This window comes from Candidatus Kryptoniota bacterium (genome assembly GCA_036567965.1).
In the GTDB taxonomy this organism is placed as follows: domain Bacteria; phylum Bacteroidota; class Ignavibacteria; order Kryptoniales; family JAKASW01; genus JAKASW01.
Map to the genome: position 1 here is coordinate 17,765 of DATCTN010000023.1, position 15,452 is coordinate 33,216.

The 15,452-nt window shown below is 49.3% G+C and carries 11 protein-coding genes and 1 CRISPR repeat array; all 11 genes read left to right on the forward strand.

Annotation, left to right across the window (positions count from 1 at the left end; genetic code table 11):
* The first annotated feature begins 93 nt into the window (after positions 1-93).
* The 11 genes from guaA (at position 94) to cas2 (ending at position 14,077) form a co-directional block, all read left to right on the forward strand.
* Positions 94-1,626 (forward strand): glutamine-hydrolyzing GMP synthase, encoded by a 1,533-nt coding sequence (gene guaA, locus VIS48_09845; GenBank protein ID HEY9166449.1) that lies wholly within the window; start codon positions 94-96, stop codon positions 1,624-1,626.
* Positions 1,627-1,836: 210 nt separating this feature from the next.
* Entirely contained in the window at positions 1,837-2,721 is an 885-nt protein-coding gene (locus tag VIS48_09850; protein HEY9166450.1) for a tetratricopeptide repeat protein, read from the forward strand.
* Complete coding sequence (locus VIS48_09855) at positions 2,718-4,661, forward strand: penicillin-binding protein activator (protein ID HEY9166451.1); 1,944 nt, start codon at positions 2,718-2,720, stop codon at positions 4,659-4,661. The genes VIS48_09850 and VIS48_09855 overlap by 4 nt, the downstream gene beginning before the upstream one ends.
* Positions 4,662-4,675: 14 nt before the next feature.
* A complete protein-coding gene (gene radC, locus VIS48_09860; protein ID HEY9166452.1) occupies positions 4,676-5,431 on the forward strand; it encodes a DNA repair protein RadC in 756 nt (251 codons plus the stop codon).
* Between the two features lie 490 nt (positions 5,432-5,921).
* Positions 5,922-8,384, forward strand: a complete 2,463-nt coding sequence (gene cas3, locus VIS48_09865) for a CRISPR-associated helicase Cas3' (GenBank protein ID HEY9166453.1) — start codon at positions 5,922-5,924, stop codon at positions 8,382-8,384.
* Between the two features lie 3 nt (positions 8,385-8,387).
* Positions 8,388-9,098 (forward strand): type I-C CRISPR-associated protein Cas5c, encoded by a 711-nt coding sequence (cas5c, locus tag VIS48_09870; protein ID HEY9166454.1) that lies wholly within the window; start codon positions 8,388-8,390, stop codon positions 9,096-9,098.
* A gap of 3 nt (positions 9,099-9,101) precedes the next feature.
* Complete coding sequence (gene cas8c / locus VIS48_09875; protein HEY9166455.1) at positions 9,102-11,075, forward strand: type I-C CRISPR-associated protein Cas8c/Csd1; 1,974 nt, start codon at positions 9,102-9,104, stop codon at positions 11,073-11,075.
* Positions 11,076-11,096: 21 nt separating this feature from the next.
* Positions 11,097-11,990 carry a type I-C CRISPR-associated protein Cas7/Csd2 gene (gene cas7c / locus VIS48_09880; GenBank protein ID HEY9166456.1) on the forward strand — a complete coding sequence of 298 codons (894 nt, stop codon included), beginning with the start codon at positions 11,097-11,099 and terminating at the stop codon, positions 11,988-11,990.
* A gap of 12 nt (positions 11,991-12,002) precedes the next feature.
* Complete coding sequence (gene cas4 / locus VIS48_09885) at positions 12,003-12,653, forward strand: CRISPR-associated protein Cas4 (protein HEY9166457.1); 651 nt, start codon at positions 12,003-12,005, stop codon at positions 12,651-12,653.
* Positions 12,650-13,723, forward strand: coding sequence for a type I-C CRISPR-associated endonuclease Cas1c (gene cas1c / locus VIS48_09890; protein ID HEY9166458.1), 1,074 nt, complete (start codon positions 12,650-12,652; stop codon positions 13,721-13,723). Before cas4 ends, cas1c begins: the two co-directional genes overlap by 4 nt.
* A gap of 63 nt (positions 13,724-13,786) precedes the next feature.
* On the forward strand, positions 13,787-14,077 hold the full coding sequence (cas2, locus tag VIS48_09895) for a CRISPR-associated endonuclease Cas2 (GenBank protein ID HEY9166459.1): 291 nt from the start codon (positions 13,787-13,789) through the stop codon (positions 14,075-14,077).
* A 139-nt stretch (positions 14,078-14,216) separates the two neighbouring features.
* Positions 14,217-15,448: direct repeats of the CRISPR family, unit length 32 nt; unit sequence GTCGCGCCCCGTGCGGGCGCGTGGATTGAAAC.
* Positions 15,449-15,452 lie beyond the last annotated feature (4 nt).

Below are 15,452 nucleotides of genomic sequence, written 5' to 3' on the forward strand. Positions count from 1 at the left end.
GCTGAAAATGTCGGAACGCGAAGAGGAATTTCGGAATTTCTCTTTTGCACGGCGGGCAGCCGTGAAAGCGGCGGGGGCAAGTTTTGATTTTATATGGATAAGATCCTAATTCTCGATTTCGGCGGCCAGTACACGCAGCTCATCGCGAGACGGATTCGCGAGCTGAATGTCCTGAGTCTGGTTGAGAATTTTGATTACCCTGTTGAAAAAATCCGCGAGCTCGCCCCGAAAGGAATAATTCTTTCCGGCGGGCCGTCGAGCGTGTTCCAGGATAACGCGCCGATCCCCGATAAGAAAGTGCTTGATTCCGGCATTCCGGTACTCGGCATATGTTACGGCCTCCAGCTTGTCGCGCACCTCCTGGGTGGGGAAGTCGACAGGTCGGCGAGACAGGAGTTCGGGAAGGCGATGCTGGTCGTAGATGACGCGAGAGATCTCCTTGCGGGCGTCGGCGATGTTACGAAAGTCTGGATGAGTCATGCCGACAGGGTTACAAAGCTTCCGAGCGGGTTCACTCCAATCGCGCATACGGACAATTCACCGGTCGCCGCGTTCAGCTCAAAATCCAGGAAGATCTATGGCGTGCAGTTCCATCCAGAAGTAGTCCACACTTCCCAGGGAAAACAGATTCTTTCGAACTTCCTGTTTAAAGTCTGCGGCTGCACACCTGATTGGGAGGCGGGGAACTTCGTAGAGGAAAAGACTGAAGAGATCAGGAAAACCGTCGGGAATGAGAAGGTTATCTGCGCCCTCAGCGGCGGCGTAGACTCGGCGGTCGCGGCGGTCCTCATTCAGAGAGCGGTCGGTGATCGGCTCCACGCAGTCCACATCGACAACGGACTAATGCGCAAGGATGAAAGCCGGAAAGTGGTCGAGTATTTCAAACAGAATTTCGAAATGAATCTTCACCATCTCGATGCGTCGGAAACATTCCTGAAGAGACTCAGCGGGGTCATCGATCCGGAGAAGAAAAGAAAAATAATCGGCAATACATTCATCGAGGTTTTTGAGAAAGCTGCGCACGAGATCAGCGGTGTGTCATACCTGGCGCAGGGAACGCTCTACCCGGACGTCATCGAATCGCAGTCTCACAAGGGCCCGTCCGCGAAAATCAAGACGCACCACAATGTCGGGGGACTTCCGGAGGTGATGAAACTGAAACTCATCGAGCCGTTCCGCCTTCTCTTCAAGGATGAGGTGAGAAACGTCGGCCGTGAACTAGGAATCGCCGACGAGATCATAGAGCGACACCCATTTCCCGGACCGGGTCTGGCTGTCAGGATACTCGGAGACGTCACTCCCGATAAACTGGAAATTCTCCGTCAGGCAGACGATATTTTCATAGATGAGATCAGAAAGCACGGCATCTACACGGAGATATGGCAGGCGTTCGCGGTTCTTCTCCCGGTGCAATCCGTCGGCGTCATGGGAGATGAGCGCACCTATGAGTTCACGATCGCTCTGCGTGCCGTCACGAGCGAGGACGGGATGACGGCGGACTGGGCGCAGGTGCCCTATGATCTTCTGGCTAAAGTGTCAGGCAGGATTATAAATGAAGTGCGCGGTGTGAATAGAGTTGTATACGATATCAGCAGCAAGCCTCCCGCCACGATCGAGTGGGAATAGAAGAATGTTTCTGCCGCTGAAAGTGACCACAGAGGCACGGACCCACGGAGAGCTCGCAGCGAACCCGAGGTTTGATCCGTCGAAATCATTCCAGCGATCCGGTTTATGCCTCCAGCAGGTCACCTCGATCTTGTGTTCCTCTGTGTCTCACGTGTCTCCGTGTTTGGATCTCCTGAACGTAATCTCCTTTCGCTTTGAAGTATCCGCCTGATGGCTCAATCGGCTAAAATACTTCTTGACGAGGCGGTCGGCTTTCTCAGTGAGGAGAAGCCTCTCCATGCCATACAGATTCTCCGGAGAATAATCGCCGACGATCCTGATTATGGCGACGCTTACCTTAAGCTCGCCGAAATATATATCGGGACACGAAGTTACACCGCCGCCGAGGGCCTTTTAGCGGAGGGTCTCGCGAGGATCCCCGGCGACTACAAGCTGGTTTATGCACTCGGAAGCCTTTACTATAATCTTGGTGAGTTGGAACGCGCCCTGCCGCTTCTCAGGATGCTCGGTTCATGGCGAAATCCAAGCGTGCATCTTGCGTTATCGACGATCTTCCTCGAGCAGGACCAATTCGAAGAGGCGGCCACCGAGGTGAAACTGGTCCTCAAGAACGATGCTAAGTATCCCGACGCAAACGGCATACTCGGCAGGATATATCTCAGGCAGAAAAATTTCCCTAGTGCGATCAAATATCTTAAGCGGGAACTTGCCGCGAACGATACTTCCGTGGAGTTCCGGTTGGACCTCGCGACCGCTTATTATGTCCTTGGCGACCTTCATGCCTCGCTCGAGGAGTTCACACTTCTGATAGATACCGATCCGGATTTTTTCCCGGGCTGGTACATGTGTGGAAAAATTTTGCTCGAGCTCGGGAAGACTAGCGAAGCGGAGTATTATCTCAGCCGTGCCCAGAGCATCAACCCAAAAAGTCCCGAATTGAAACAGGTTTTCGCAAACCTGTACAACAGTATCGGCGAGCTGGAAAAAGCGCGAGCCCTTTTCGACGAGCTGGCAGACTCTGATACCGTTGCCGAAGACGACAGCGAATTGCTTTACCGCCTTTCGAGGAACCAGAGGAAAAGACGCCGGCGGTGAAGACAGGACTAGCCTTTGTCGTCGTGGCCGTCGTGTTCGTCTCATCTGCGCATTCGCAGATACCGTTCAGCCAGACCGACGAAACGAGCTTTACGCTTGGGCTTCAGAGTTTCAAGCAGGGCGATTACTCGACCTCCTACCTGTATTTCAAACAAGTGATGGACGATTCCCTGAACCAGCGGTCGGAAGAAGCGTTCTATTATGGGGCACGAAGTCTTTTCAACCTTCGCAGGTATTCGGAGTCGTCAGCCGCGATAGACACATTTCTGGTCAGGTTCCCCTCTGATGAGCGTAGATATGAAATGATGTATCTACTAGGCGCGGATTACTACGAGCTGGGAAAATATCCTTCCGCCGCGTCGCGTTTCATCGTCGCTTCCGACTCTGCGTTCGACCCGACCGTGAGGGATCGCGCCGTCGCGAGTCTCCGCTCACTCATCGATACGAACATCGGCTTCGACGAAGTGGAAGCCGCTTTCGAGCAATGCAAGACGAGATTATCCGCGTCCACGGTAGCGCTTGCCTTTGCCCGGAGAGCGTATGACTCCGACAGGCTTTCGGACGCTGCAAAGATGCTTCACGAGTTTTCCGCGCGCTATCCGCAGCCAGGGACAGGAACGACGGAAATTACGAGATGGCTCGCGAGGATAGTAGACGACAGCCTGAGGAACAACGCGCAGGTAAGAATCGGCGTTCTTCTTCCCCTCGAATACGGCAGCGGGGTCGGAGATAAACTTCTTCTCGGGATCCAGCTTGCGCTCGACGGCTATAATGAGACCGCTCAGACGAAGATTGGAATGACGGTAAGAAATTACGCGGGGAATATCGTGACACTTTCATCGTCTATGAGGGCTCTCGCTAAAGACCCTAACGTAAAAGCTGTGATCGGGCCGGTGTTCAGCGGAGAGGTTTCACAGGTGGTCAGCCTCGCAGGAAGCGCGGGTCTTCCGACAATTACGCCGACGGCTACACAGGTCGGACTTACCGCCGAAGGCTCATATGTCTTCCAGGCTAATCCTAACTACATGACCAGGGCTGATGCCATAGCCGATTTCGCGGTCGATGTCCTCCATCTCAAGCGGTTCGCAATCCTGGCGCCGTCAGACTCTTACGGGAAGACGATCGCAGGTTATTTCGCGACGCGGCTCAACTCCAAGGGAATAAGTGTTATCTCCTCGGCCGAATACGAAAGCGGGTCAACGGATCTGGTAGATCAAATTGGAAAGATAAAAACCGCTGCCGCGCTCGCTGGCGAGCCGTACGTGGATTTCACGAAACTAACGAAGCCGCAGCAGGCAAAGCTGGCCGAGTTCGGGATTCCCTCCGCCTACGTCGACTCGGTCGCCAACTCCAAAGGAACCCTCGATGCTTACGATCTTCTCGGGAGCAATCCTGTGCACATTGCAGACTCGCTCGGAATTCCAATAACGATGAGGACGACGCTCGACCAGTTCGAAGCGCTGCGTTCGTTGGACGCAGTCTTCATTCCGCTTACGTCCTCGAAGGACATCGGTGTCATCGGCGCGCAACTGGCGTACTATAACGTGAAGACACAGATCCTCGGGACGGATGATTGGTACGACGTAAACCAGCTCTCAAACAACGATCTTTATGTTGACGGGATTATTTTCTGCAGCGACACTTACTTCAATACGGTTTCACCCGCGTTTACGGCAGCAAGCGATTCACTTTCGCAGATTTCGGACATGGAGCTGGATCGCACAGTAGCTTACGGTTTTGACACCGCGAGTCTCATCCTGAGCGCAATAAAATCAGGCGGCACCAACCGTTCCGACATCTACAACGCGCTCAGGGCCGAAGCATACCCCGGCTTACACTCGATGATCTCGTTCGCGAAGGATAATTCCAATCACTATCTATACATTTTACAATTCAAGAAAGGAAACATAGTAGATCTGGGTGAAGTGAATCCAAACTAAGAAGGGGGTCGGGTATGAAGAAGGGACAAGCAGGGCAGAACTCCAGTCCGGCGGAAGGCGCCGGCGTCCGCGAGAAGGGGCAAACTCTCCGCGAGTGGCCAGAAAGCGAGAAGCCGCGCGAAAAACTTCTCTCGCAGGGGGCAACAAAACTCACAGACGTGGAACTCATAGCGATTCTTCTGAGAACCGGAACGAGGACAAAGTCGCGATCAAAGACTGCGCTCGATGTTGCCAGGGAACTTTTCATGAGTTATGAAAATTCCCTCGACATGATTTCGATGCGTGACGCGATGGAGCTGTCAGGTACGGCGGGAATAGGAAAAGTTAAAGCCGTCACTCTTGCCGCGGCGTTTGAGCTTGGAAGGAGGACCGGTAGCTCGGCGATAAATGAAGCCCCGCTACTGAATAATCCGGAGGCAGCTTACAAGTTCGTAGCGCGCGATTTCGCCGGAGAGAAACGCGAAATATTCAGGGTGATCGCTCTCTCAACCTCGGGAAGAGTCAAACGAGTAAAGACCCTCACCGAAGGTACTCTCAGTGCAAGCCTTGTCGACGCGAGAGCCGTGTTCAAATTCGCGATACTGGAAGACGCGGCGAGTGTCATCGTGGTGCATAACCATCCGAGCGGAAAGCTCGACCCGAGCAAGGAAGATATTCAAATCACCAAGGACCTTGTTTACTCGGGCGAGTTCATTGGAATACCCGTGCATGACCACCTCATTGTCGGCCCTACGGGGTATTTAAGCATGAAGAACGCAGGATATATTTAGGGCGAGGAAGCCACGTTGTGGCGAAGCCGCAAACGGAAACGGGGGATTGTAAGGCGACCGGTATCCTGAGGAAGCCGATCGATCTCCGGCGGAGGGGTTGGCTGAAGACGAGCTCTCGAATTCTGAGGATCCGATGACGAAGAGGTTCGGGGACAACCCATTTAACCTTGGGTCGCCAGTAAACTTTGACTTGGTTTGAAACGGGAGCTATATTCGAGCAAGAACGTCAGGGAAACCACTCGAAAGTCAGTGAGGAAATGACTTGAGGGAGTCGTGGAATCTGTCCAGGGAGAAAATTCGTATCGTGGCATCGAATTCCTTCTGAGGGTCTATCTAATGGAGCCGCAGGAGGAGAAATTTCGTGGAGGGTCGCGGCTGCGCTTTAAGCGACTGAGCGAATCGCCTGGCGGGAGATGAAAATGACCAGCAGTGATAGATTTTTTGCGCATTCGGAAAATAAGACGTCAATTGGGTTGAAAGGTGTGGCAATATGAAAAGGGAATTCATAGCACATCTTCGTAAGACTGGCGAGCCGCAATATCTTTGGACACACCTTGAAGAAGCGTCAAAGCTTGCAGGGCAATTTGCTGACAAGATTGGCTTGAAGGAATGCGGTGAACTGATTGGACTGCTTCACGATTTGGGTAAAGCCAGCCAAGAGTTCCAAAACTATATTCTCTCCGCAGAAGGGAAGATTGATCCAGATGCTGATGAATATGTTGATGCAAAAGCGCAGAAAGGAAAAGTAGATCACTCCAGTGCGGGCGCGCAAGTTATACACAAAAGGTTGTCGACCATGGGAAAAGAAGGAGCAATTGTCGGAGAATTCCTCTCTTTGTGCATCGCATCCCACCATTCAGGCATGATCGATTGTCTCGCGCCAGATGGCTCAAACAACTACGAACGGCGGATGAGAAAGCCAGAAGAGAAAACACATGGCGAAAAGGCTTATTCGAATTTGGATGATGCTGAGCGTGAAAAAGTAGAGAAGTTCTTTTCGGATAACCTTATTGAACAACTCTCAGCTAAGTTGCAGTCTCTCAAGGAAGAAAACGATTCCAAACAAAGTTTGATATTCAAGTTCGGCCTTTTAGCGAGATTTCTGTTTAGTTGTCTAATCGACGCAGACAGACTCAGTACCGCTGATTTTGAATTTCCGAGAAATGATAAGATTAGAAACCAGGGCGAGTATGTTGCATGGGAGGCATTGATTGAACGATTTAACGCCAAGAAGTTTGATAACAAAAACAGGGTTGACGTTTTGCGCGATGCAGTTTCCCGTGAATGCCTAGAATTCTCCAAGAGACCGAAAGGGCTATATCAATTAACTGTTCCAACGGGCGGAGGTAAGACCTTTGCGAGCTTGCGGTTTGCTTTGAACCATGCTGAGTTACACAAGATGGATCGGATCATATACATCATTCCATACACATCAATCATCGACCAAAACGCCGACGAGGTCAGAAAGATTTTGGAAGAGAAAGATGATAATGGGAAGTATTTGGATCGGGTTGTCCTAGAGCACCATTCCAACTTGACTCCAGACGAAGAAACGCGCCGACAGAATCTTCTTTCCGAAAATTGGGATGCACCGATTGTCTTCACAACAAGCGTTCAGTTTCTCGAAGCGTTGTTCGCGTCTGGTACGAGAAGCGCTCGAAGGATGCACCAGCTTGCAAACGCCGTAATAATCTTCGATGAGGTACAGACCCTTCCAGTTCGGTTTGTGCATATGTTTAACGTTGCCATTCGTTTCTTGGTTAAGGGATGTGGGTCAACCGTTTTACTATGCACCGCCACTCAACCATTATTGGACAAAATTGAGATTAAAGAACGAGCCCTTCAACTTTCAAAAGACCAGCAAATAATTCAGAATGTGGAATCTCTATTTCAAAATTTAAAACGCGTCGAAGTTTATGACCAGCGAAAGGCTGCGGGGTGGTCCGAAAGCGAAATAATAAGTCTCGCGCAACAAGAGACTCAAAAGAACGGCAGCGTCCTTATTGTCGTCAACACAAAAACATCGGCGAAAAATCTCTATCAGCAATTCAAGAGCGCGAACATAAAAGACATTTTTCACTTAAGCACCGACATGTGTCCTGAGCATCGGTTGAATGTGCTGAACAATATCAAGGAACGATTAAAGAACAATCAGGCGACGATTTGTGTCAGCACCCAATTGATAGAAGCTGGTGTAGATATAGACTTTGGATCAGTTATTAGATACTTAGCTGGACTTGATTCCATCGCACAGTCAGCGGGACGCTGCAACAGGCATGGCTTAAGAACAAAATACGGAAATGTATTCATTATAAATCCACAAGACGAGAATCTCAACCGCCTAGAAGAAATCAGAATTGCTGCTGAAGACGCCCAACGAGTGTTAGGCGAATTTAAAGAATCACCTGAGCGATTTAAGAATGATATTCTGTCGCCGGCGGCAATGGAGCAATACTATAAATATTATTTCTTTGACCGCAGAGACAAAATGAATTATCCAGTACCAAGTAAGTCGCCAGTCGGAAGAGAAGACAATCTCTTTGATTTGCTTTCGACCAATCCAAAATCCGTTCAGGAAAATCAACGAACTCACGACACTCCGTTGACCATTTCGTTGTGGCAATCATTTCAGACAGCATCAAAGGCATTCCGAGCAATTGATTCGCCAACAATGGGAGTCATCGTCCCTTATGGAGAAGAAGGCAAACAGATAATAAATGAACTATGCTCAACGTCTGAAGTTGACAAGGAGTACAAACTCTTGAAGAGAGCCCAAAGATTTTCTGTGAATGTTTATGAAAATATTTTTAGTAATCTCACTAAAGATGGAATCATTAAAGAGGCTCAAGCTGGCATAGGAATTTTCTATTTGGATTATCAGTACTACAGCAGCGAATTCGGTTTAAGCAGCCAAATTGTAAATGAAATGGAAACGTACATAGTGGGAAGGTGAATCATGGAAAACAAAGTCGGATTTAAAGTTTATGGCAAATACGCTCTCTTCACTGATCCACTGACAAAGATCGGTGGAGAGAAATGCTCATATCAGATCCCAACTTACGAAGCATTGAAAGGGATTATTAGTTCGGTCTATTGGAAGCCGACGATCATCTGGATTATTGACAGAGCGCGAGTGATGAATCGGATCAAAACGCAGACCCGAAACGCCAAGCCAATCAAATATAGTGGTGGGAACGACCTTTCTATTTATACATATCTTGCCGATGTCGAATACCAGGTGCAGGCGCACTTCGAATGGAACATGCATCGTGAGGATATGGCAAACGATAGAAATGAAAACAAACATTACTTCATCGCCAAACGTATGATAGAACGCGGTGGACGGCGTGACGTCTTTCTTGGCACGAGAGAATGTCAGGGCTATGTCGAGGTTTGCAAATTCGGAGAAGGACAAAGCTTCTATGATAAATATGGTGAGCTTTCGTTCGACTTGATGTTCCACGGATTTGATTATCCCGACGAATTGGGAAAGGATGAATACTATTCCCGTTTTTGGCGGCCGAAGATGAAAGATGGAATCATTGAGTTCATCAGACCCGAAAAGTGCACTATCCGTAAGTTTGTTAGACCGATGACAGCGCACCCTCCACAGTCGATTGGTTTTGAGGAAGAAGGTTTGTTAGAAGGTTACGAGGAAAGGAGCTGAGCGATGGCTTGGATACAAAAGCTTTATGAGACATACGAGGCATGTTCCTCAATGGTAGGTTATTCTGGTGAAGAGGGAAAAAGACCATTGCTTCCAATTTGTCACATCACCGCGCAAGCGAATATTGAGGTGACGCTTGGTAGGAATGGCGACTTCTTGAGAGCATCGGTCATTCCCGATCCCCATGAAGCAACGACCATAATTCCATGCACAGAAGAATCAGCGAGCAGGGCAGGGAAAAAACCCGAATGTCATCCACTTTGTGACAATCTGCAATATGTGGCTGGTGATTTCACGAAATATGGCGGGGTGGTTACTTCGGGGTTCGCAAAAGATCCTGAGGAGCCATACCGTGACTATGTCAAGATTTTGAGTGACTGGTGTTCATCGAAATTTGGTCACCAAAAGGCGAAAGCGATTTTGAATTACGTCAAGAAGAAAAGATTGATCCATGACTTAGTGAACCACAAAATCCTCTTTCTTGGAAGCAATAAGAAATTCTTGCATAAAAAAGAACGAAAGAAGGATAAGAACCGATCAGATATTTTCGATGTAGTCAGCGACCAGGGCGATGCGTTCGTCCGTTGGCGCGTCGAAATTCCAGGAGAACTCGAAACAAATCTCTCGAAGGATAATACTCTCTGGCACAGTTGGACTCAATATTATTTGAGCACGAAAGAAAAGAAGCCCCTGTGTTACGTTACAGGCAACGATGCATTGTTATCGACTCAACATCCTAAATATATACGAGCAAAAGGTGATGGTGCTAAACTCATTTCTTCTAATGACACGAGTGGCTTCACTTTCAGAGGACGTTTCTTAACTGATGCACAAGCTTGCGGTGTTAGCCTTGAAGTGACACAAAAAGCACACAATGCACTGATATGGCTCGTTGGTAGGCAAGGCAAGGTTTTTTGGGTAAAAGGTGATGGTGGAAGAAAACAACCTGCGTTGACTGTGGTAGCCTGGGCAACTTCCAATCAGAAAATTCTTCAACCGACTGAGAGCGCTTTCGATATCTTTCCAGAATTTGCTGAACTACCAAGCGATGAAGCGGTGACGGCATACACAGCGCAAGACATTGCTCTAAAATTGCGAAATAAAATACTCGGGTATAAAGTTGAAATTGGAGAGACAAAAGATGTACAGGTGATGGCTATGGATTCGGCATCGAAAGGGCGATTGGCTATAACTTATTATCGCGAACTGAAGGGTTCAGATTATTTGGAGCGAATAGAGAAATGGCACCGTGAGTGTGCTTGGATTCACAACTATGGATATAACGAGGAGAAGCATAAACAATTTTCCTTTGTCGGCGCACCAGCACCTGTCGACATCGCAGAAGCCGCTTATGGTGAAAGGGTCGATGATAAGTTGAAAAAAACCACGGTTGAACGCCTTCTTCCTTGCATCATCGATGGTCAACCGATACCGAGAGACATCGTAGAGTCCACGGTGCGTCGAGCGTCGAATAGAGTCGCATTGGAAAATTGGCAATTCAACAAGACACTGAGCATCGCTTGTGCTCTCTATAGAAAATTTATCGATGATAAACAAAAGGAGAACTATTCTATGGCACTCGATCCAAAGAGAAAGACGAGAGACTATCTATACGGGCGACTCTTGGCTATTGCAGATAGTCTCGAAAATTGGGCTTTAAACAAAGCAAACGAAGATAGGCAGACTACCTCTGCTCGCCTGATGAATCGCTTTGCAGAGCGACCATTTAGCACGTGGAGAACGATTGAACTCGCGCTTTCGCCATACAAGGCACGGCTTGGCGGAAAATCGAAGAAGCGGCAAAGAATGATTGATGAAGTGAAAGACCTCTTTGAGCCGAATGATTTCACTAACGACAAGCGATTGAATGGAGAATTCCTGCTTGGATATTCATGCCAGCGGGAGTTTTTGAGAAATAACTCAGAAACGCTCAAAGAAAAAGAAGAAGTGAACGAAGAAAATTCAAGAAATAATTAAACAAGGAGAGGGATGATTAAAATGGACGCATTAAAAAACAAAATCGATTTCGCCGTCATTATCAGCGTGAACAATGCAAACCCTAATGGAGATCCGCTAAATGGAAATCGCCCACGTGTAAATTATGATGGGCTTGGCGAGCTTTCCGATGTCTGTATTAAAAGAAAAATCCGAAACCGCTTGATGCAGGAGGGGCATTCAATCTTTGTCCAATCAGATGATAACAAAGTGGATAATTATCCGAGCCTTCGGGCAAGAGCAGATGGCGAGCTCAAGAAAGACGATTGGAAGGACGAGAAGAAATTCCGAGATGCCGTTTGCAAGAAATGGTTAGACGTGCGAGCATTCGGTCAAGTATTTGCATATAAAGGCGACTCAGAAGGTGAGGGAGTATCTGTGGGAATTCGCGGCCCAGTCTCTGTTCATCCAGCTTTTTCAATTTCTTCTGTCAATGATCGTGTTTCAAGCACGCAAATTACGAAGAGTGTAAGCGGTGAAGGAGAAGGGAAGAAGAAAGCATCGGACACAATGGGCATGAAGCATCGTGTTGACCATGGCGTCTATGTTTTCTATGGAAGCATGAATCCACAGCTTGCTGCGCCTCCTCGCGGGACAGGGTTTAGTGATGAAGACGCTGAAGCGATCAAGAAAGTGTTGAAGACGCTTTTTAGAAATGATGAGTCCTCGGCCCGGCCTTCTGGTACGATGGAAGTTCACAAGGTCTATTGGTGGAAACACAATTCGAACAATGGTCAGTACTCATCTGCTAAAGTGCATCGGTCTGTTTCGAAGAGGATCGGAGTCAAGGAGCGCATCACAGAACCGAAGAGTATTGACGATTATTCGATTCCTGAAAAATCCGAGATTGAAAAAGAACTTCCCGGCTTAAAATGTGAGGTTGTTGATGGTGAATAGGAACAATCAAGAGTGATTGTTCTACCGAATCCAATTATGTACACCGAAGATGACTTCTTTCAGATAAGCGCGCTGCAGCATTATGTCTATTGTCCGCGACAATGTGCGTTGATACACGTCGAAGATGTGTGGCAAGAGAACGTCTTCACCGTTCGCGGCGATATCTTACACGAGAAAGTCGATACCGATACCTACGAATCCCGTGGGACATTAAAGACGGTGCGCGGACTCAAGATTCATTCGTTTAGACTTGGGATTTCAGGAAGATGCGATGTGGTGGAGTTTCGGAGAGCAAGTGATGGTGCCGATGAGCCGATGCCCGTCGAGTTCAAATCTGGCGAACCCAAAGACGACATAAGCGATAAAGTTCAGCTCTGTGCGCAGGCTCTATGCTTGGAAGAGATGCTGAACTCTTCAGTCAAGCGCGGGTCATTCTTCTATGCGAAAATCCGCCGCCGCGTGCAGGTGGAGATTGATGAGCATTTGCGAAAACAAACTGAGGAGGTTATTGCAAACGTTCGCGAGCTGATTGCAAACAAGCGGACTCCGGCAGCAGATTTCTCGGCAAAGTGCCGGAATTGCTCGTTGGAGGCGGTTTGTATGCCGAAGGCAAGGAACAATAGAAAGCTGAAACGCTACATGGAGATGCTATACCTGCCATGAAAAAGCACTTAAATACACTTTACATTACTTCCGACGATGCCTATGTACACAAGGAGCGAGAAACGTTCGTTGTCGAAGTTGACAATAAGAAGGTATTTCAGGCACCCGTTCATTCGATTGAGAATATCGTTTGCTTCGGCTTCAAGTCTCTTTCTCCTCCGCTCATGGCATTCTGCGCGGAGAACAATGTCGGCATCAGTTATTTGTCGGAGAATGGAAGGTTCCTCGCCCGCGTAACCGGACCTCAGCAAGGAAACGTCCTTCTTCGCAAAGCTCAATACGCGATGTCAGACAGCGAGCCACAATCATTATCTGTCGCGCGACCGATCATTGCAGCGAAGGTGGCAAACTACAGGAATCTTTTACTCCGTCACCAAAGAAATCGTCCGCCTGTCGGAGATCCTGTAAACGGGGAAGATTCAGAGGAACCGGAATCCGAAGAAGAACCCTCTAAAGCTGTGGAATCCGTCGCAGCGGCGATGGGCGGTAGGTTAGAGGGCATCCGGAAGGCAGAAACTCTTGATGAGCTCCGCGGCTTAGAAGGCGAATGTGCTGCGATGTATTTTGGAGTTTTGTCGGCATTGATAAAGGTGAAAGATTTTGAATTTACTTCCCGGTCGAAGCGACCGCCACTCGATCCCGCGAACGCACTGCTCTCGTTTCTGTATGCAATCCTGGTAAATGACGTTCGTTCTGCTTTGGAAACTACCGGACTCGATCCGCAGGTCGGGTTTCTTCATCAGTTAAGATCGGGAAGACCGAGTTTGGCTCTCGACATTATGGAAGAATTCCGTGCGTATCTCGGAGATCGCATTATGCTGAATCTGATTAATCTGAAACAAGTATCGAAGGAGGATTTTGAGATCCGAGAATCTGGAGAGGTGAGAATGTCGGACGAAGCGAGGAAGACTGTGCTTGCCGCATACCAAAAAAGGAAGCAGGAAGAGATTACGCATCCGTTTCTCGGGGAGAAGATGACCATTGGACTTTTGCCGCACATTCAAGCACAGTTGTTGGCGAGATATGTCCGAGGCGATATGCAGGAGTATCCGCCATTTTATGTCAAGTAGAGAATTGTGAGATGGATATTCTAGTCAGTCCGTTGCTCTGATGAAAACAAGGATAACAGTCATATGATGGTACTTGTAAGTTACGACGTTTCGACGATGACAGCTGCGGGAGTCAAGCGGCTTCGGAAGATATCTGAGACATGTGTCGATTACGGAATGAGAGTTCAGAACTCAGTTTTCGAATGCAATGTCGAACCAGCGCAATGGGAGAGTCTCAGAGATCAATTGCTTTCGATGTACGAAGGAAAGAGTGATAGCTTGAGATTTTATTTCTTAGGTTCGAATTGGAAGAGGCGGGTTGAACATCATGGAAAGACAGGATTATCGGATGTAGAAGAGCCGATTATTGTTTAACGCTAACCGAAGCGTACATGAATGAAGACCCTTGTTTTCGTTGTGTAGACATTAAATGTTCTTTGACAAACTTGAGGTAAGCGATGGAGGGCAAATTTTCCGGGTAAAAGAGATGATTTGAGATATTTTTGGTAGTACAGTCGCGCCCCGTGCGGGCGCGTGGATTGAAACGATATCTCCAGATCAATTTAGACGTTCAACTCGGTCGCGCCCCGTGCGGGCGCGTGGATTGAAACATATCGTGCCGAGGTGGACAATGGCAAAGATAAACGTCGCGCCCCGTGCGGGCGCGTGGATTGAAACAATTTCTCACGCAGTTTATCCTCCTTATCGTGGATGTCGCGCCCCGTGCGGGCGCGTGGATTGAAACCTGTAAAGCCGCAGGCACTCACAATCACTCGCCGTCGCGCCCCGTGCGGGCGCGTGGATTGAAACCGGACATTCGATAATCAGGGATTTGATCTTGTTCGTCGCGCCCCGTGCGGGCGCGTGGATTGAAACTATCCGGAAGAAAGAAGAAGTTGACAAGGATGCGGTCGCGCCCCGTGCGGGCGCGTGGATTGAAACCTCTTATCGACGCCTTGACCAACGCGTCAGTCGATGTCGCGCCCCGTGCGGGCGCGTGGATTGAAACCTATAAGGCATATCGACAAGATGCTCGAGTCCAAGTCGCGCCCCGTGCGGGCGCGTGGATTGAAACGAGAGCTCGACGCAGCTCTTCGCGCCGATCGTCGTCGCGCCCCGTGCGGGCGCGTGGATTGAAACAGGGTGCTCGTCGATGAGGATGGAGTTCCGGTGGACGTCGCGCCCCGTGCGGGCGCGTGGATTGAAACGCATTCCATCCCGCCAGGACTCCTTTATATTCCGGTCGCGCCCCGTGCGGGCGCGTGGATTGAAACTGTAGCTCTCCCTGGGAAAGACGCACCGGCGCATCGTCGCGCCCCGTGCGGGCGCGTGGATTGAAACCCGAATTGTCGCCGTCGTCCTTAATCACCATAAAGTGTCGCGCCCCGTGCGGGCGCGTGGATTGAAACGAAGAGGAGACCGGTCATGAAGAATAGTCGTAAGAGTCGCGCCCCGTGCGGGCGCGTGGATTGAAACTCTTAGTGTTGTGACGGTAGTGACATTCTCGACGTTGTCGCGCCCCGTGCGGGCGCGTGGATTGAAACATTGTAAGGCAGCACCGGATCCTCGTAAGTCGGCATCGTCGCGCCCCGTGCGGGCGCGTGGATTGAAACATTGTCGCCCCGTCGGGAATCGCAAATCCGAAATTGTCGCGCCCCGTGCGGGCGCGTGGATTGAAACATGGCGAGGTGATGAAGAGGACGGGCGTTCCATCGTCGCGCCCCGTGCGGGCGCGTGGATTGAAACATTG